Genomic DNA, 18,124 nt, shown 5'->3' with positions numbered 1-18,124 from the left:
GCGCCGAGGTCTCGATGAGCAGGCGGGCGGTCTGCGCGCGCTGCGCCCGCGCCAGGGCCAGCGGGCCGGGGGCGGGCGGGGCGCGGAGCTGGGCGGGGACCAGCCCCGTGGCGTAGCCGAGCCCGGGGGCGGGCCCCGCCCCCCCCCCACGCCTCCGCGGGCGCACCCGTGCGGGCCAGGACCCTGCCGGTGTCGGCCAGCGACCGCGCCGCCATCCGCCCGTCGCCCAGGGAGAGGAACGCCTCCCGGGCCCGGGCGAGAGCGGTCAGCGCCGCGGCGTGGTTGCCGGCCGCGCTGTGCGCGCAGCCCAGGAAATGGCGGGCCAGGGCCTCACCGCGCTCCTCCCCGGCCTCGGCGTTGAGGGCGAGCGACGTACGGTACGCCTCCACCGCCCGGGCCGGGTCGTGCCCGTCCCAGTAGCGGCCGAGGAACTCCTGGACCGAGGCCTGGAGCACCAGGTGCCCCGATTCCACGGCGCGCTGCTCTGCCAGGTCGAGTTGCACCTTGGCCGCCTCGTCCCGGCCCAGGTCGAGCAACGGCCGGGAGAGCAGACTGCGCAGCCGGGCCTCGGCGGCCGGGTTGCCGTCGCGCCGGGCCGCTTCGGCGCCCAGTTCGAGGGACTCCCGCCAGTCCGCTAGGTGCCGGTGGTGGAGGAAGAGGACGGTGAACACCTCGGCCGTCTGCCACACGGTGCGGTCCAGTCCGAAGGCGGCCGCCGCCCGGAGCACGGCGAGGATGTTGACGCGTTCGGCCTCCAGCCAGCGGATGGCGTCGCGGCCCGGGTCGGTCCCCCCGTCGAACGGCCCGACGGCGCCGGGGCCTGGCGCGCCAACGTCACCAGCGAGTTGGACGATCCGGAGCCGGTCGGCCCGGACCGCGAGATCCGCTGCGAGGGTCAGCGCGAGGTAGTGGCCGGCCACCCGACGGACCGTGTCGCGTTCCGCGTCGGGTGGGTCAAGGGCGCGGGCGGTGTCCCGGGCATGCAGCCGGACCAGACCGTGCAGGGTGTATCTGCCGCCGTCCGTCACGGCGAGCATGCTCGCGGCCTCCAGTACGTCCAGCGCCTCCTGGACCCGGTCCGCGGTGCCCGGCCCGGCTGCCGCCGCGGCGACGGCGGCGTCGAAGCTCAGGCCGGGCAGCAGGCCGAGGACCCGGTACATGCGGGCAGCGGACTCGGGGAGGTTCCGGTAGGCGAGTTCGAGGGCTGCGGACACGGTGCGCTCCTCGTGGGCTGAGGACACGGCGATGCGACTGAGGCGGCGCTGCTCGTCGAAGAGTTCGGTGACCAGCGCGCCGATCGTGAGGCGGCGCTGTGTGAGCAACCGCGCACCGCAGATGCGCAGGGCGAGGGGCAGGCCGCCGCAGAGGTCGGCCAACCGGGCCGCGGCGTCGGCTTCGTCGGCGATCCGCCGGGGACCGCAGAGGACCGACAGCAGCTCCAGTGAGCTGTCGGTTCCGAGGGCTTCGAGCTGGAACAGGGCGGCACCGTCGAGCACGAGCTCACCGAGGCGCCATGTGCTGGTCGCCACTACGGCACTGCCCGGCCCTTGCGGGACGAGGGCTTTCACCTGTGCCGGATGCGTCACGTCGTCCAGTACCACCAGCATCCGCTGCTTGGCGGACAGGTCCCGGTAGAGGGCCGTACGGTCGGCGAGTCCCGCGGGAAGGTACTGGTCGCGCACGCCGAGGGCGCGCAGGCAGATGGCGAGGGCTTCGGAGACGTCCGCACCGGTGCCGGCACGCAGACCCGCGAAGTCGATGAAGATCTGTCCGCTCGGGAAGCGCGGCTTGTTGGTGTGGGCCCACTGGCAGGCGGCGGCCGTCTTGCCGATCCCGGGGAGCCCGCTGAAGACGCCGATCGGGCAGCCGGCGGAGTCCCCGTACGCGAGTAAGCCGTCGAGCTCGGCGAGCGGCTGCCGGCGGTTGACGAAGCCGCGCGGCGGTCGCGGGACCTGGTCGGGGTGCCGGTCCGGCGCCGCCTCCTGTTCCGCTTGGTAGTTGAAGGTGATGCCCCCGTGGACGACACCGACCTGGGCGAGCTGCCCTTGCACGCTGCCGGAGAGGTCATTCGTGATGCCGGGCCGCTCCGGGCGTTCCGAACCGTCTTGCGCGCCCATGAACCACCGCCTCTCGGGATCTCCAGCCCGTAGTCACCGTACTGGACCCACGACGAGGAGGGAGGGGTTCCGAGCCCGCTACGATCAGGAACATGCCACACCAGGCTCCCCGCGACGTCCCTGAACCACCCTTCCGGTCCGCGCCCCACCAGATGCCCAGTCCCGGTAGAATTGACAATTTGCCGGGCAGCGGGCAGCGGGCAGCGGGCAGCGGGCAGCGGGCCGTGCTCGTCGCCGTGCGTTCGGCGGGTGCCCTGCACCGCCTCCTCGACGTGCTGCCCGTCTTCGACGGCGACCGGCGCATCACCACCCGGTTCACCCTGATCCCGGGCTCGGACTTCGACATGGACGCTCTTTCGGCCCTGGACCGCGCCGGTGCCCGCACGCTCGCATGGGACGAGGCCGTTCGCACCAGACATGACCTGATCTTGGCTGCGAGCCCGAAAGGGGCGCTCCGCCGCTTGGAGGGCCCCCGGGCGCTGCTCCCGCACGGAGCCGGCTTCAACAAGGCGATCGTCGGCGACGGCTCGGCCGGCGTCCCTTCGGGTCTCGATCCCCACTACCTGCTGTCCGAGGGCGAGCCCGTGGCCGACCTGCACGCCCTCGCGCACGACGAGCAGGTGAGGCGGCTGGCGAAGTACAACAGCCCGGCAACCGCGCCCCGTGCTGTCGTGGTCGGTGATCCGACGCTGGACCGGCTCCTGGTCTCCGCACCGCACCGGGCGGAATTCCGGGACTCCCTCGGCACGGGGCCGCGCACACTGATCGTCCTCGCGTCCACATGGGGACCCGAAGGCCTGCTGGCCCGACGTCCCGACCTGCCCGGCGACCTCTGTACGCTCCTGCCGCACGACTCCTTTCAAGTCGCCCTGATCCTTCACCCGAACGAGCACAGCAGCACCGGGAGGTTCGACCTGTCCCGAGGGCTCGCTCCGGCCCTCGGGGCCGGCCTCGTCCTCCCCCGGCCCTACGAGGAGTGGGCCGCGCTGCTGGTCGCGGCGGATGCCGTGGTCACCGATCACGGCTCCACCGCCCTCTATGCCGCCGCCCTCGGCCACCCGGTCATCGACGCGTACGACGGCGGGCACGAGCTGCTCCCCGACAGCCCGATGGCGCGGCTGCTGGCCGCCGCTCCGCGTCTTCCGGCCGCCGTGGATCTACCGGACGCCCTCCAGGCTGCCCTGGCCATGGATCCGCACGGTCCGGCCTCGGGCGCTTTCTCCCTCCGCGGCCAAGCGCTGCCCTTGCTTCGGCGGCACCTCTACCGGCTTCTCGGGCTGCGCCCGCCGACCGGCCCGCTGGCAGCCACCGCGTTCCCCTCGCCCACCACCGTCCCCGATCGGCCACGGGCCTTCGCGGTGCGGGCCGAGGTGTCAGGTGACCGGATCGCCGTGGAGCGCTTTCCCCTCCACACCCAGAAGTCCGTGCACCACCTGGCCGCCGAGTACCCCGGCTCCGGACCGCGCGAGACGCAGAGCGCGGCCGTCCTGTGGCGCAGGGCCGCCGACGGCTCCTCGCACGCCCATGCGACCGCTTGGACGGCGGGTGGCTGGACGGCCCTCGTACTGGCGGAGGCGCCGGGCTGCCGGACGGCCGGCGCCATCCTGACACGTCGGCGCTGCCTGCTCAGGCACCGTACCGCCGGACTCATCAGCCTCCGCGTGGAGCCGCACCACGAGGCCGGCCGGGTCTCCTACGCCGACCCGGCGGCCGTGGCGTCGGCCGTGCACGCCTGGCTGAGTCGCAACGCCGCGCACGCCCTGCCCGTGTCGCTGCTGTGCGACACGGGCCCGATCAGCGTCCGCGTCCACCTGACCCACGCGGACGCCGATGACGTCGACTACGAGTTCTGACCCTCGGAGGCAGCCGCTCCGCATTCGAGCGCGATGAGACGTGCCGCCGAGCGGTGAACCTCGGCCGCCTCTGCTTCGCCGCGCGTGTCCGCGAGTTCGGCAAGCTCCTCCAGGACTCGGACCTCTTCGGTGCGGGAACCACGCCTCCGGGCACCCTCGAGCGCGGCCCTGACCAGAGGGTCGGCCTCCTCCGGACGACCGCTCAACCGTAGGGCGCGGCCCAGCTCGAAGCCCGTCCGTGCGGTCATGCGTTCCCGCTCCTGGTCACAGGCCATGTCGTGGGCACAGCGGAGAAGCGCGACCGCCTCCTGGTACTGCCCGCTCCGCAGCGACGTCCGCCCCAGTAGATAGGTCTGCAGCAGCACGCCGTACTCGTTGCCGATCTCCTCATGGATCGCCTTCGACGCCTCGAACTCCGCGGCCGCGCCGGTCCAGTCGCCGGCCTCGGCCTTCAGCAGGCCGCGGAACTCCACCGTCGAGGCCGTCAGCTTGCGCTCCGGCACCGACCCGCCCAGCGCCTCCGCGGCGTTGAGGGCGTGGCGCAGGTGTTCGGCCGCCTCCTCGTACAGCCCCTGTTCCCACAACGGGCGGGCCAGCTGGCACCTCATCCGGACCATGGCCGGGAGGTACTCCATACGGTCGGCGGCCGCGACACCCGTACGGAACGCGTCAGTGACGTCCGCATAGTCGGGTGGTCGAGGAAGTGGGTCCACAGCGGCTCGCACAGGGCCCAGGCATCCTCGTACTGACCGTCCTCGAAGGCCATCCGGACGCACCCGAACAAGGCATGGCGCTGGGATTCCAACCAGCGCAACGCTTCCGGCTTTCCGGTGAACCCGATGTCCGGAACGTCTCCGGGCGCAGGCTCGGGGATCCTGGCGAAGGTCATGCGGGCCCCGGCCGCCAGCAGGTCCGCGCGGCCGGCCTGCCGCCTGTACCAGACGACCAGTGACCGGCGGGCCCCGACCCGCTCCACCCCACCCGGATCCTGCTGCCGGGCCATGCGGTCGGCATGTCCGCGCAAGAGGCCGTGCATGCGCCAGCCCTCAGGCCGGCCGTCCAGCAGTCCCGCGTGCTCCAGCTCCTCCAGGGCGTCCCCCGCGAGGCCAGGACCGCAGCCGAGCAGCACAGCGGCGACCGGCTCCTCGATGACGGGGCCCGGATGCTGGGGCAACAGGCGGTACAGACGCGCCCCCTCCGATGACAGGGCCCCGTACGCGGCGTCCCACACGGCTTCGACCATGGGAATGCCCCTCGTGTGCAGCTCGGACGTCAATTCCGCGACGAGCCGGGACAGGCTGCGCCTGCGGTACTTGCGCACCCACTGGCCTGCCACCCGAATCGCCGCCGGCAGACCGCCGCAACCCCGCGCCAGGTCGACCGCGGCAGCCGGCTCCGCGGTCAGCCGCGGGTCGTCCACGAGGTGTCCCAGCAGCCGCACCGCGTGTTCCGCCGAGAGGGGACCCACCGGCACCTCGACCGCCGCGGTGCCCTCGAGGTCGTACAAAGCACCGTGACTGGTGACAATCACCAGGCTGCGGTCCGAGGCCGGCAAGAGCGGGATCACCTCCGCCCCGACGCGCGCGTTGTCGACGACCACGACGAGCCGCTTTTCCCGCGTGCTGGTCCAGAGCTGTTTGGTACGGCCGCCGAAGGACTTCTCCAGCCACTCCGGCAGCACCCCCAAGCCGGTCAGGAGTTCTCCGACGGCGTCCGAGACCTCGACGACACCGTCCCGGCGCAGATCGTCGAGGTCCACGTAGAGCACACCGTCCGGGTACCTGTCGGCGAGCCCCCGGGCCACGTGGAACCCGAGTGCCGTCTTGCCGATACCTCCGATCCCGGTCAGGGCGACGACCAGGGGCCCACGGTGCGCTGGATGCTCCTCGACCGCGCGGGAGATGCGCTCCTGCTCGTCGGTCCTGTCCTCGAACCTGGCCAACGCCGGCGGGATTTGGAAGGGTACGAACCGTACCGGGGCTGCCGCCCCGTGCCAGTGCTGGTGAAACTCCCCGATGCGCCCTGCTTGGACGACGGCCTCCGCGCGCCCGTCCAGACTGTTCCGCGTCTCCTCGGCCATGGGCCAACAGTAGTGGCACAGGCATGACATGACGACGTGAACACATCGGCCACGGTGGGCCTCGGAGGCCAGACCCGACGTACCGAAACTCCTCCGTCGGCGGGACGGTCGACCTAAGGTTGAGGGGATCCGTCGCCCCGACGCAGCGAACGAGGGAGCCCCAGCATGGACCCGATCACCGCAGCAGCCCTCGCAGCGCTGGCAGGCGGACTCGGCGGCGAAGCGGGACGCCACGCGTGGCAAGGACTCACCGCACTGGTGCGGCGACCGTTCGGGCGTGCCGCGACACAGGGGACGGACGGCAGCGAGACGCCCCTGATCAGCTCCGGCGAACTCGAAGTCGCCGCGCTGGAGGGAGAGCCGGCCGACCCGATGCGTGCCCAGGCACTGGCCACCGCCCTCGGCGTACGAGCGGCCTTGGACGGCGAGTTCCGCGCCCAGTTGGACGAGTGGTGGCAGCGGGCTCAGGCCGGTTCTTCGGGCGGCGACGTACACAACAGCATCGGCGGCAATGTCGAAAGCGGTGCCACCGTGGTCCAGAGCCGGGACATCTCCGCCCTCACCTTCAACATGACGCGCACCGCCGCCTCCCACGAGAGGACCGATCGGTAACGGCTCTCGAAAGCCCGGGCCGAGACCGAGCCGTCGAGGTGTCCCACAGGCGCGGGTCAAGCAGAACGGCGGCGGAGGTCCGTAGCCGCAATCCAAGGACACCTCGTGGAGTGCCGCCTCCCTGATCACGGGGTGCGGACGGACCTGCACCGTCTCACCGACCGCATGTCCACACGCCGACCCTCCAGCGGTTGAACGGTCATGCGGACGCTCCTCTCAGTCGGCGCGACAGCGGAGACACGATCGGCGCCCACCGCTTTCCCACGGAACCCAGCGGTTCAGTGCGACACAGCACGGCCACCCCGCTCCGCATCGACACCCGGTCCTCGAAGACGCGGGAGCCCTCGGGTTCCGCTTCCCTCCGGCCGCTACTCCTCGTCGAGCGCGCGGGGACCGGCGAGTTCGGCAAGTCCGGCGAGTTCCGTGCGTACCAGGGTGAGGAACTCCGGGGAGGGACCGGGCTCCGTCCCCCGCGCCGCGGCCGTCGCGTCGAGGTGGGTCAGGAGCTCCGCCAGGGTGGGGAAGGGGCCGACCGGGCGGAGCAGCCAGAGGCGGCCGCCGGGGCGGGGCGGCAGGCCGAGGGCGGCGAGGGCGGTGTCGGTCTCGCCGTCGAGGCCGTGCAGGTCGGTGTCGGGGAGCGGCGCGCATTCGACCCCGGTGATGTGGCCGTGGCCGTCCAGCGAGGTCTCCACCGCCCAGTGCGTGGAGCGGTCCGGGATCCAGGTGCGGGCCGCCGGGGGCCAGACGTACGGGAGGAAGGCCCAGCGCAGTTCCTCGGGCGCGGGCTCCCAGCCGAGCACCTCCAGCTCCCGTACCTCCGGCAGCCGGTCCGGTTCCAGGTCGCTGCGGCCGGTGCGGCGCAGTGCGAGCGGGTGCGGTGTTCCGTCCTCGTCCCACGACATGCGGGCACGCTATCCGGCGCGGCCCCGCGAACCCGGTTCTCACACGCTGAAGTCGACCTCCGCCGGCGGCTCGCCCGGCCAGCTGAGCACGGTCGGGGCGGGCGGGGTCCGGGCCAGGACGGTGCCGTGCGAGACGACGTACCGGGGCCGGACCTGGCGGCGGATCGCCTCCTCGGGCGTCGGGGCCGGGAGCAGGACGAAGGAGGCGGGGGCGCCCTCCCTGATGCCGTACTCGGTGTCCGGCAGGCCCAGGACCCGCGCCGCACGGTCCGTCACCATCGAGAAGGCCAGCGGGATCTCGTCCGCGCCGGTCAGCTGGGCGGCGTACAGGCCGACCAGGGCGGTCTGGAGCGGGTTGCCGGTGCCGAGCGCGTTCCAGGGGTCCATGACGTCGTCGTGGCCGAAGGCCACGTTGACCCCCGCCGCCAGCATCTCCTTGACCTGGGTGAGGCCGCGGCGCTTGGGATAGCCGTCGAAGCGGCCCTGGAGGTTGAGGTTGGCGAACGGGTTGGAGACCAGGTTGATGCCCGAACGCGACAGCAGCCGCTGGAGTTTGAAGCTGTAGGCGCCGTTGTAGGAGCCCATGGCCGTCGTGTGGGAGGCCGTGGCGCGCTCGCGCAGGCCCGAGCGCAGCGCGAGGGCGGCCAGTACCTCGACGAAGCGGGACTGCTCGTCGTCGATCTCGTCGCAGTGCGCGTCCACCCGCAGCCCGTGCTCCTCGGCCAGCGCGAAGGCGGTGTGCAGCGAGGCGACCCCGTCCTCGCGGGTGTCCTCGAAGTGCGGGATGGCGCCGACCACGTCCGCTCCGCGCGCCACGGCCTCGCGCAGCAGTGCCCCGCCGTCCGGGAAGGAGACGATGCCCTCCTGCGGGAAGGCCACGATCTGCAGGGTCATGACGTCCCGGACCCGGTCGCGGACCTCGAGGAGCGCGTCGAGGGCGGTGAGCGCCGGGTCGGTGACGTCGCAGTGGGTCCGCACGTGCAGCACGCCCTGCGCCGCCTGCCAGCGCAGTACCGCGGTGGCCCGGGCGACGACGTCCTCGCGGGTCAGGGTCCGCTTGCGTTCGCTCCAGCAGGCGATGCCCTCCCAGAGGGTGCCGGAGGCGTTGGGGCGCGGCTGCCCGGCCGTCAGGGCGGTGTCAAGGTGGATGTGCGGCTCGACGAAGGGGGCGGTGAGCAGCGAGCCGTGGGCCTCGATGAGGGTTCCGGTGGCGGGCGGCTCCTTCTGGTCGTCGTACGGGATCACCCGCGCGATCCGCCCGTCCTCGGCGACCTCCACGTCGCAGAGGCCGTCGGACGGGCCGTGAGCGTGCAGCAGCCGGGCACCCCGGACGATCATCCGCATGCGGTCAGCGTACGCACGCGGCCCGCTCCCCCGTGGGAGGGCGCGGGCCGGTGACCGGGTGCCGGACTCAGCCGCGCTTGGCCTGAGCCTTCTGCTGCATGCCCCGCGTCTTCGCGGAGAGCGACTGCACGTCTCGGACGGCGGCCTTGGCGCGCGCCTCGGCCGCGGTGTTCTTCGCCAGTGCGCGCTCGGAATCCTGGTGGCCGTGGTGTCCGGTGCGAGCCTTCTTGGCCATGATCACTCCTCCTCGGGGCACGGAACACGCGTACGGGTTCCACTGTGCGCCCGTCCGGAGCAGTCGGCATCCCGGCGCGGCGTGCGGCAAGAATGGGGGGCATGACCAGCGACACCGATCTGACCACCGGCGAGAACACCGGCGAGAACACCGGCGAGAGCACGAGCACGGCCCCCGGCGCGGCCGGCGGCGCGACCCCCGCCGCCGAGATGCCCGCCTGGGAGAAGCGGTTCCGGGCGCCGCGCGTCGGGCTGCCCGAGTGGGCCGAGGACGCTCCGGACCGCTCGCTCTTCGTCTCCAACGCGACCGGCACCTTCGAGCTCTACGCCTGGGACCGCGCGACGGGCACCCAGCGCCAGGCCACCGACCGCCCCAACGGCACCACCGACGGCACCCTCTCCCCCGACGGCGAGTGGATCTGGTGGTTCTCCGACACCGACGGCGACGAGTTCGGCACCTGGGTGCGCCAGCCCTTCGCGGGCGGCCCCGACGAGCCGGCCACGCCCGGACTGGAGCCCTCCTACCCCTCCGGTCTGGCGATCGGCCGTGACGGCACGGCCGTCGTGGGCCGCTCCACCGACGAGGACGGCACGACGATCCACGTGTGGCGGCCGGACGGCAGCGCACCCGCAGTGATCTACCGGCACCGCGAATCGGCCGGGGTCGGCGACCTGTCCCACGACGGGACCCTCGTCGCCGTCGAGCACACCGAGCACGGTGACGCCATGCACTCCGCGCTGCGCGTGATCACCCTCGACGGCTCCCCCGTCGCCGAGCTGGACGACTCCCGGGGCGGCACCGAGGACCTGGGCCTGGACGTGCTCGGCTTCGCGCCGGTCGCCGGCGACACCCGGCTCCTGGTCGGCCACCAGCGGCGCGGCCGGTGGGAGCCGATGGTGTGGGACGTGGCCGCCGGCACCGAGGAGGAGCTCGCGATCGACCTGCCGGGCGATGTCAGCGCCGAGTGGTATCCGGACGGCTCCGCCCTGCTGATCGCGCACGAGTTCGAGGCGCGCAGCGAGCTCTGGCGCTACGACCTGGCCGCGCGGGAGCTCGTACGCGTGGACACGCCGCCGGGGACGGTGTCGGGGGCCACGGCGCGGCCCGACGGAACGGTGGAGTACCAGTGGTCTTCGGCGGCCGAGCCCTCGGCCGTACGGTCCACCTCGGGCTCGACCGTCCTGGACCCGCCCGGCTTCCGGGCGCCCGGCTCGGTGCCGGTGGAGGACGTGTGGGTGGAGGGCCCCGGCGGTCGCATCCACGCGCTCGCGCAGCGCCCGGCCGGGCAGGGCGACGGCCCCTTCCCGACGGTCTTCGAGATCCACGGCGGCCCCACCTGGCACGACAGCGACTCCTTCGCGGCGACCCCGGCGGCCTGGCTGGACCACGGCTTCGCGGTCGTCCGGGTCAACTACCGCGGCTCGACCGGCTACGGCCGCGCCTGGACGGACGCCCTCAAGCACCGCGTCGGCCTGATCGAGCTGGAGGACATCGCGGCGGTCCGCGAGTGGGCGGTGTCCTCCGGCCTGGCGGACCCGGCCCGGCTGGTGCTCTCGGGCGGCTCCTGGGGCGGCTACCTGACCCTGCTGGGCCTCGGCACGCAGCCCGATGCCTGGGCGGTGGGCCTGGCCTCCGTACCGGTCGCCGACTACGTGACGGCCTACCACGACGAGATGGAGGCGCTGAAGTCCCTGGACCGCACCCTCTTCGGCGGGACGCCGGAGGAGGTGCCGGACCGCTTCGAGGCCTCCTCGCCGCTGACGTACGTCGACGCGGTGACGGCTCCGGTCTACGTCGCGGCGGGCCTCAACGACCCGCGCTGCCCGATCAAGCAGATCGAGAACTACGTCGACCGGCTGGCGGCGCGCGGCGCGGTGCACGAGGTGTACCGCTACGACGCCGGGCACGGCTCGCTGGTCGTCGAGGAGCGCATCAAGCAGGTCCACATGGAGCTGGACTTCGCGCTCAAGCACCTGCCCCGCTAGACCCGCGCCGGTGCACCCCCCGTACGGTGGTGGGGTGCACCGGTTTCTCCTGACCCCGCGCTGGTGGGGGATCAACGTCTTCGTCGCGCTCGCCGTCCCCTTCTGCCTGTTCATGGGGTCCTGGCAGCTCGGCCGGTTCGAGGACCGCGTCGACAGCCACCGCGAGGCGACCTCCGCGCGGCCCGCCGACCAGACGGCGGCGCCGCTGGACTCGCTGCTCCCGGTGGACAAGAAGACCTCCGGACGGCTGGCTTCCACTGCCGGGGAGTACGGGGACCAACTGCTGGTCCCCGAAAGGCGGCTGGACGGAGCGACCGGCTTCTACGTGCTGACCCTGCTGAAGACGGACTCCGGCAAGGCCGTCCCGGTGGTCCGGGGCTGGCTGCCGGGGACGGCCGATCCGGCGAAGGCCCCGGCGGCGCCGACCGGCCGCGTCGAGGTCACGGGCGCGCTCCAGGCCTCGGAGAACTCCGGCACCAAGGGGGTCCACTCCCAGGGCGGCCTGCCGGCCGGTCAGCTGGGTGTGATCGGGGCGGCCTCGCTGGTCAACATCGTCCCGTACGACCTGTACGACGCCTGGCTGACCGTGCAGACCCCGTCGGACGGCATGACCCCGGTGCCCGCCGCGGCACCGAACAACACCGGGCTCGACCTGAAGGCCTTCCAGAACCTCGGCTACACCGGCGAGTGGTTCGTCTTCGTCGCCTTCGTGCTCTTCATGTGGTTCCGCCTCTACCGCCGCGAGCTGGAGACCCTCCGGGACGCGGAGGCGGGCCTGCTGCCCGAGGCCCCCGCGCAGCCGCAGACGCCGGCGGCCGAGCGGGTCTGACCACTCTGACCGCTCTGACCGCTCTGACCACGCTGGACCCGGCCCGGTCGGCGAGGGGCCCTTACGGCTTCGGCGCCTCGACCGGGATCGCTCCCGTGCGGTAGACCGTTCCCCCGCAGGCCTCGGGGATCGTCGTCCGGGTGACCGGGGCGCCCGACGGGGGCGTGTGGGACACCGCGACGCCCGGCGCCGCCGGGGGCGTGGTCCCCGTCTCCGGGTCGGCGGCGGGCTTATCGGCGGACTGGCCCTGCGGCGGCTTGGCCCCCGCGTCCTGGCTCGCCGCGGGACAGGGCTCCGCCGACGGCACCCAGGCGAAGCGGACCTCGTACGCAGCGTTCGGCTGAAGCACCAGCAGCGGCGCCTCCGCCGACGGATCGGGCAGCAGCCCGCTCGCCGGGTCCCCGGCCGTGTGGCCGACCACGGCGACCCCGCCGCCCGGGCCGGTCGGTGCGCCGGCCGCGGCGGCGGCCGTCACCGTGTCCGGGCCGGTGACGAGACAGCCCTGCGCGGAGACGTTGGTGACCTTGAAACTGCCGTAGATCTTGCCGTCGGCCTCCGGGGTGCGGGCCGAGCCCACCACGCCCAGCTGCTCGGACCCGCACCCGGGCACACCCGGTGCGGACGCCGGCGGCTGCGGGCCGTTCCCGGTGCCCACGACCGTGCCGGGGTCGGTGCCGCTGTTCGAGGGGCCGGCCGTCAGTCCGCCGGCCGGGGAGCCGCTGGCCTTCGGGTCCGGCTGCCCGCTGGTGCCGCCCGCGTCGGGCGCGCCGCCGCCGGAGCGGGTGGCCCTGGGCTGGCTGCCCGATCCGTTCTGGTGCGGGTCGGAGGACGCGGAGCCCGATTTCCCGCCGGACTCCGCCCCGTGCCCGGCCATCGCGGAGCGGTCGGTGGTGGTGGTGCCCTCGCCGGCCGTCATGTGCAGGGCGGCCGGGATGGCGGTTCCGGCGAGCAGGGCGACGGCCGCGGCCCCGACGAAGGCCTGCCGCTTGAGGGTCCGGCGGGCGGGGACGGCGTACCGCAGCCGCTCCAGCGCGCCGTCGGCGGGTTCGAGGCCCTCGACGGCCCCGTGCAGCAGGCCCCGCAGCTTCTCTTCCTCGCTCGCGCCGCCGGGCGCCGTGTGGTCGTCCATCATGACTGCGCAGCCTCCATCGCCACCCGCAGCGCGGCAATGCCCCGCGATCCGTACGCCTTCACCGAGCCGAGTGACACCCCGAGCGTCTCCGCGACCTGGGCTTCGGTCATGTCCGCGAAGTAACGCAGCACGAGCACCTCTCGCTGGCGGCGCTGCAGTCCGCGCATCGCCTTGATCAGATCGTCCCGCTCCAGCTGGTCGTAGGCGCCTTCCTCGGCGCTCGCCATGTCCGGCATCGGCTTGGACAGCAGCTTGAGGCCGAGGATGCGCCGGCGCAGGGCGGACCGGGAGAGGTTCACGACGGTCTGGCGCAGGTACGCCAGCGTCTTCTCGCGGTCACGGACCCGGTTGCGGGCCGAGTGCACGCGGATGAACGCCTCCTGGACCACGTCCTCGCAGGACGCCGTGTCGTCGAGGAGCAGCGCGGCGAGACCGAGGAGCGAGCGGTAGTGCGCCTGGTAGGTCTCCGTGAGGTGGTCGACGGTGGTGCCCGCCACCACCTCGGTCACGGCCCCGGCCTCCGCCCCCGCGGGCGTCTCGCCCGCCTCAGCGCTGTCGCGCGGCGAGGGCACGCGGCCGCCCCGGGTCGGTACGGCGTCCCGGACGGGCACCTCGGACGGCCCGGCCGGCGGGACGGGAACGATCACAGGAAAACCGCCGCCGGGCATGCGGGAGCCCCGGCGCGACGGGATGAACCCGCTGCGCGCCGGTAGGACGGCCAGTTCGAGCACTGCCTCTGCCACGCCTGTAGGACACGCGTCCCCCCGTCAGGGTTGTACGCGCGAGGCAGCCGCCACAGCAATATCCCCATTGCCCTCATGCGTACCCGCTCTTCCCGATTGCCCCGTCTATCGAGACGGCAGTCGGGCCATCACCTTGATCAAGGGATCTACACACCGATCCTACAAAGCGAATTACGCAAATTCACCTGCGATCAGTTCCGCGATCTGAGTGGCATTCAGGGCGGCGCCCTTGCGCAGATTGTCGGCGCACACGAAAAACTCCAGCGCGTGCCGGTCGTCGAGCGAGACCCGCACCCGCCCCACCCAGGCAGGATCCGTTCCGGCGGCGTCCGCCGGCGTGGGGAACTCCCCCGCCTCCGGGTCGTCCACGAGGACCACGCCGGGGGCGGCGTCCAGGATCTGCCGGGCGTGCGCGGCGTCCACCTCGTTCTCAAACCGGGCCCGCACGGTCACCGAATGCCCCGTCACCACGGGAACCTGTACGCAGGTCACCGCGATCGGCAGCTCCGGCAGTTCCAGGATCCGGCGCGTCTCCTGCCGTACGGCCAGTTCGTGCGAGGACCAGCCGTCCTCGCGCAGCTCGCCGGACCAGGGCACGACGTTGAGCGCGAGCGGAGCCGCGAAGGGGCCGGTGTCCTCGCCCACGGCGCGGCGCACGTCTCCGGGCTGCTCGCCCAGGGAGGTCCCGGCGACCAGCGACAGCTGGCGGCGCAGCGCCTCGGAGCCGGCCCGGCCGGCGGCGCTCGCGGCCTGGTACGAGGAGACGAACAGCTCGGTGAGGGAGTACTCGGCGTGCAGCGCGCCCAGGGCCGCGATCATGGCGGCGGTCACGCAGTCCGGGGTCGCGACGATCCCGCGCGGCCTGATCCGTACGGCGTGCCCGTTGACCTCGGGCACCACGAGCGGGACCTCGGGGTCCTCGCGGAAGGCGGCGGACTGGTCGACGACGACGGCACCGCGTGTGGTGACGACGGGGGCCCACCGGGCGGAGACGTCGGCCGGGGTCAGGAAGAGCGCGACGTCGCCCGGGCCGAGGCCGTCGAAGGCGTCCTCGGTGAGGGCGAGCACCTCGGTCTCCTCCGCGCGGACGGCCAGCGTGCGGCCGGCCGAGCGCGCGGAGGCGATCAGGCGGATGTCGCCCCAGACGTCGGCCCGCAGGGACAGCATCTGGAGCAGTACGGTGCCGACCGCTCCGGTCGCCCCGACCACGGCGAGCGCCGGGGCGGAGGACCGGGGCGGCGTCATCGTCCGGTGCCTCCGTAGACGACGGCTTCGTCGCTGTCGGAGTCGAGGCCGAAGGCCGTGTGCACGGCGCGGACGGCCTCGTTGACGTCGTCCTGGCGGGTCACGACCGAGATGCGGATCTCCGAGGTGGAGATCAGCTCGATGTTGACGCCCGCGTCGGACAGCGCCTGGAAGAACGAGGCGGTGACGCCCGGGTTGGTCTTCATGCCCGCGCCGACCAGGGAGATCTTGCCGATCTGGTCGTCGTAGCGCAGGGAGTCGAAGCCGATCTGGCCCTTCGCCTTCTCCAGGGCGTCGATGGCCTTGTGGCCCTCGGCCTTGGGGAGCGTGAAGGAGATGTCGGTGAGACCCGTAGAGGCCGCCGACACGTTCTGCACGATCATGTCGATGTTGATCTCGGCGTCAGCGATCGCGCGGAAGATCGCCGCGGCCTCGCCCGGCTTGTCCGGGACGCCGACGACCGTGATCTTGGCTTCGGAGACGTCGTGAGCGACTCCGGAGATGATGGCGTGCTCCACCTGCTCGTCCCCTTGCGGATTCTCGTTGCTGACCCACGTGCCCGGCAGTCCCGAGAAGGACGAGCGGACGTGGATCGGGATGTTGTATCGGCGTGCGTACTCGACACAGCGGTGCAGCAGCACCTTGGAACCGGAGGCGGCGAGCTCCAGCATGTCCTCGGAGGAGATCCAGTCGATCTTCCGGGCCTTCTTCACGACGCGGGGGTCCGCGGTGAAGACGCCGTCCACGTCGGTGTAGATCTCGCAGACCTCGGCGTCCAGCGCCGCGGCGAGCGCGACGGCGGTGGTGTCCGAGCCGCCCCGGCCGAGGGTGGTGATGTCCTTGGAGTCCGCGGACACGCCCTGGAAGCCGGCGACGATGGCGATGTTGCCCTCGTCCAGCGCGGTGCGGATACGGCCCGGCGTGACATCGATGATGCGCGCTTTGTTGTGGACCGAGTCGGTGATCACGCCTGCCTGGCTACCGGTGAACGACTGGGCCTCGTGGCCCAGGTTTTTGATCGCCATGGCCAGCAGGGCCATGGAGATCCGCTCTCCGGCGGTCAGCAGCATGTCGAATTCGCGTCCGGCAGGCATGGGAGAAACCTGCTCGGCGAGATCGATCAGCTCGTCCGTCGTGTCGCCCATCGCGGAAACCACGACGACCACCTGGTGGCCGTTCTTCTTGGCGTCCACGATCCGCTTGGCGACGCGCTTGATGCCTTCGGCATCGGCTACGGAGGAGCCTCCGTACTTCTGCACGACAAGGCCCACGTGCGCTCCTCGCTCAGTCCGTCTCATTGCTGGTGCAGTCTAACGAGCGCCCGGGATCCGACCGCTTCGTACCACATCATGAGACGTGAAGATCAAAGGATGGGTTCCCGTGCGCGGGTGTTCTTTCGCGCGGGTGCTCATTTCGCGCGGACTCATGCGCGGCCGAGGCCACCCAGTTCCTGGGCCATCACTTGGCCCGCCTGCTCCGCGAGGTCGTCCTCCGTGAGGTCCTCGTCCGTGTCCAGGCCGTCCAGGGCCGCGAGCGGCTGGTCCAGGCGCACGTGCGCGATCAGCGACTGGAGCGCGCGCAGGGTGGCCGAGGCCGTCGGACCCCAGTTGGTGAAGTACGAGAACTGCCACCACCACAGCGCCTCGGTGATCCGGCCGGCCTGGTGGTGGATGAGCCCGTGCCGCAGGTCGGCGACCACGTCGGCCAGGTCGTCGGAGATCCGGTGCGCGACCGGGGCCTTGCGCGGCTCGTACGGGTCGAAGACCTCGGAGTAGACGTCGACCGGCTCCAGCATGATCGCGAACCGCTCGCGCAGGTCGTCCACGTCCGGCTCCGGGCCCAGGTCGGGCTCGTAACGCTCGTCCGGCAGGACGTCCTGGTACGCGCCCAGCCGGCCGCCCGCCAGCAGCAGCTGGGAGACCTCCAGAAGGAGGAACGGCACCGCGCTGTCCGGGTCCTCGCCCTTGGCCACCTCGGTGACCGCGACGATGAAGGACTCGATCTGGTCCGCGATCGAGGCCGCGAAGTCGTCCGGATCCTGGCCCAGTGCGTGCAGCGTTGCGTCAGACATCGAGAAGTCGCCTTCCTTCAAAGGCCCGCCCGAGCGTGACCTCGTCCGCGTACTCCAGATCTCCCCCGACGGGGAGCCCGCTGGCCAGGCGGGTGACCTTCAGGCCCATGGGCTTGATCATGCGGGCGAGGTAGGTGGCGGTCGCCTCGCCCTCCAGGTTCGGGTCGGTGGCCAGGATCAGCTCGGTCACCTCGCCGTCCGCCAGCCGCGCCAGCAGCTCGCGGATCCGCAGGTCGTCGGGGCCGACGCCCTCGATCGGGCTGATCGCACCGCCGAGGACGTGGTACCTGCCCCGGAACTCGCGGGTCCGCTCGATCGCGACGACGTCCTTCGGCTCCTCCACGACACAGATGACCGTGGTGTCGCGGCGCGGGTCGCGGCAGATGTTGCACCGCTCCTCCTGCGCCACGTTCCCGCACACCGCGCAGAACCGGACCTTGTCCTTCACCTCGAGCAGCGCGTGCGCGAGGCGGCGGACGTCGGTGGGCTCCGCCTGCAGGATGTGGAAGGCGATCCGCTGCGCGCTCTTGGGCCCGACGCCGGGCAGCCTGCCCAGTTCGTCGATCAGGTCCTGGACCACGCCTTCGTACAACGGACTGCCTTCTTTCGTTCGGGTGGGGTGGGAGTGCTAGAAGGGAAGGCCGGGGATGCCGCTGCCGCCGCCCAGCCCCTGGGCCAGCGGGCCCAGCTTCTGCTGCTGGAGCGCCTGGGCATTCTCGCTGGCCGCCTGCACCGCCGCGACCACCAGGTCGGCGAGGGTCTCGGTGTCCTCGGGGTCCACCGCCTTCGGGTCGATCACCAGGGCGCGCAGCTCACCGGAACCGGTCACCGTCGCCTTGACGAGGCCGCCGCCGGCCTGGCCCTCGACCTCGGTCCTGGCCAGCTCTTCCTGGGCCGCGGCGAGGTCCTGCTGCATCTTCTGGGCCTGCTGGAGCAGCTGCTGCATGTTGGGCTGGCCACCACCGGGAATCACAGG

The 18,124-nt window shown here is 72.5% G+C and carries 16 protein-coding genes and 2 pseudogenes; 4 read left to right on the top strand and 14 right to left on the bottom strand.

Features of this window, described 5'->3' with window-relative positions; genetic code table 11:
• Both ACFWP3_RS01285 and ACFWP3_RS01280 read right to left on the bottom strand, forming a co-directional pair.
• Positions 1-151, bottom strand: a pseudogene (locus ACFWP3_RS01285) (DNA-3-methyladenine glycosylase); the annotation flags it as partial.
• 1,096 nt (positions 152-1,247) lie between these two features.
• Positions 1,248-2,117: pseudogene (locus tag ACFWP3_RS01280) on the bottom strand (NB-ARC domain-containing protein); the annotation flags it as partial.
• A gap of 152 nt (positions 2,118-2,269) precedes the next feature.
• On the opposite strand from ACFWP3_RS01280, the gene ACFWP3_RS01275 reads away from it, so the two are divergent.
• Positions 2,270-3,970 carry a translation initiation factor 2 gene (locus ACFWP3_RS01275; RefSeq protein WP_384215341.1) on the top strand — a complete coding sequence of 567 codons (1,701 nt, stop codon included), beginning with the start codon at positions 2,270-2,272 and terminating at the stop codon, positions 3,968-3,970.
• Here the strand turns inward: ACFWP3_RS01275 and ACFWP3_RS01270 are convergent.
• Both ACFWP3_RS01270 and ACFWP3_RS01265 read right to left on the bottom strand, forming a co-directional pair.
• Positions 3,958-4,587, bottom strand: a complete 630-nt coding sequence (locus ACFWP3_RS01270) for a hypothetical protein (protein ID WP_384215327.1) — start codon at positions 4,585-4,587, stop codon at positions 3,958-3,960. The genes ACFWP3_RS01275 and ACFWP3_RS01270 overlap by 13 nt on opposite strands.
• Positions 4,575-6,050: an NB-ARC domain-containing protein gene (locus ACFWP3_RS01265; RefSeq protein ID WP_384215326.1), complete on the bottom strand. Its 1,476-nt coding sequence runs from the start codon at positions 6,048-6,050 to the stop codon at positions 4,575-4,577. Before ACFWP3_RS01265 ends, ACFWP3_RS01270 begins: the two co-directional genes overlap by 13 nt.
• Before the next feature lie 165 nt (positions 6,051-6,215).
• Between ACFWP3_RS01265 and ACFWP3_RS01260 the strand changes: the two genes are divergently transcribed.
• Complete coding sequence (locus ACFWP3_RS01260; RefSeq protein WP_384215325.1) at positions 6,216-6,662, top strand: hypothetical protein; 447 nt, start codon at positions 6,216-6,218, stop codon at positions 6,660-6,662.
• Between the two features lie 368 nt (positions 6,663-7,030).
• On the opposite strand, the gene ACFWP3_RS01255 is transcribed toward ACFWP3_RS01260, so the two are convergent.
• From ACFWP3_RS01255 to ACFWP3_RS01245, 3 genes are all read right to left on the bottom strand, one after another.
• Positions 7,031-7,564: a DUF5956 family protein gene (locus ACFWP3_RS01255; RefSeq protein ID WP_384215324.1), complete on the bottom strand. Its 534-nt coding sequence runs from the start codon at positions 7,562-7,564 to the stop codon at positions 7,031-7,033.
• A 39-nt stretch (positions 7,565-7,603) separates the two neighbouring features.
• The gene (codA, locus tag ACFWP3_RS01250; protein ID WP_384215323.1) at positions 7,604-8,908 is read right to left on the bottom strand and encodes a cytosine deaminase; all 1,305 of its coding nucleotides are present in this window, start codon (positions 8,906-8,908) and stop codon (positions 7,604-7,606) included.
• A 67-nt stretch (positions 8,909-8,975) separates the two neighbouring features.
• Positions 8,976-9,143, bottom strand: a complete 168-nt coding sequence (locus ACFWP3_RS01245) for a hypothetical protein (protein WP_167739578.1) — start codon at positions 9,141-9,143, stop codon at positions 8,976-8,978.
• Between the two features lie 209 nt (positions 9,144-9,352).
• On the opposite strand from ACFWP3_RS01245, the gene ACFWP3_RS01240 reads away from it, so the two are divergent.
• A complete protein-coding gene (locus ACFWP3_RS01240) occupies positions 9,353-11,128 on the top strand; it encodes a prolyl oligopeptidase family serine peptidase (protein WP_384215340.1) in 1,776 nt (591 codons plus the stop codon).
• Positions 11,129-11,162: 34 nt separating this feature from the next.
• Entirely contained in the window at positions 11,163-11,957 is a 795-nt protein-coding gene (locus ACFWP3_RS01235; RefSeq protein WP_384215322.1) for an SURF1 family protein, read from the top strand.
• Between the two features lie 61 nt (positions 11,958-12,018).
• Here the strand turns inward: ACFWP3_RS01235 and ACFWP3_RS01230 are convergent, their stop codons facing one another.
• The 7 genes from ACFWP3_RS01230 to ACFWP3_RS01200 form a co-directional block, all read right to left on the bottom strand.
• Positions 12,019-13,089 (bottom strand): hypothetical protein, encoded by a 1,071-nt coding sequence (locus ACFWP3_RS01230; RefSeq protein ID WP_384215321.1) that lies wholly within the window; start codon positions 13,087-13,089, stop codon positions 12,019-12,021.
• Positions 13,086-13,757, bottom strand: coding sequence for a SigE family RNA polymerase sigma factor (locus tag ACFWP3_RS01225; RefSeq protein WP_384215339.1), 672 nt, complete (start codon positions 13,755-13,757; stop codon positions 13,086-13,088). Before ACFWP3_RS01225 ends, ACFWP3_RS01230 begins: the two co-directional genes overlap by 4 nt.
• A gap of 246 nt (positions 13,758-14,003) precedes the next feature.
• Complete coding sequence (locus tag ACFWP3_RS01220) at positions 14,004-15,077, bottom strand: aspartate-semialdehyde dehydrogenase (RefSeq protein ID WP_384215320.1); 1,074 nt, start codon at positions 15,075-15,077, stop codon at positions 14,004-14,006.
• Entirely contained in the window at positions 15,074-16,348 is a 1,275-nt protein-coding gene (locus ACFWP3_RS01215; protein WP_384215319.1) for an aspartate kinase, read from the bottom strand. The genes ACFWP3_RS01220 and ACFWP3_RS01215 overlap by 4 nt, the downstream gene beginning before the upstream one ends.
• A gap of 152 nt (positions 16,349-16,500) precedes the next feature.
• Positions 16,501-17,148, bottom strand: a complete 648-nt coding sequence (locus tag ACFWP3_RS01210; protein WP_384215318.1) for a DUF5063 domain-containing protein — start codon at positions 17,146-17,148, stop codon at positions 16,501-16,503.
• Positions 17,141-17,740 (bottom strand): recombination mediator RecR, encoded by a 600-nt coding sequence (recR, locus tag ACFWP3_RS01205; RefSeq protein ID WP_030152816.1) that lies wholly within the window; start codon positions 17,738-17,740, stop codon positions 17,141-17,143. The genes ACFWP3_RS01210 and recR overlap by 8 nt, the downstream gene beginning before the upstream one ends.
• Before the next feature lie 36 nt (positions 17,741-17,776).
• Positions 17,777-18,121, bottom strand: coding sequence for a YbaB/EbfC family nucleoid-associated protein (locus tag ACFWP3_RS01200; protein WP_384215317.1), 345 nt, complete (start codon positions 18,119-18,121; stop codon positions 17,777-17,779).
• Positions 18,122-18,124: the final 3 nt, after the last annotated feature.

The organism is Streptomyces sp. NPDC058525 (assembly GCF_042719495.1).
Lineage (GTDB): Bacteria > Actinomycetota > Actinomycetes > Streptomycetales > Streptomycetaceae > Streptomyces.
This window is presented reverse-complemented; position numbering and strand designations above follow the sequence as displayed.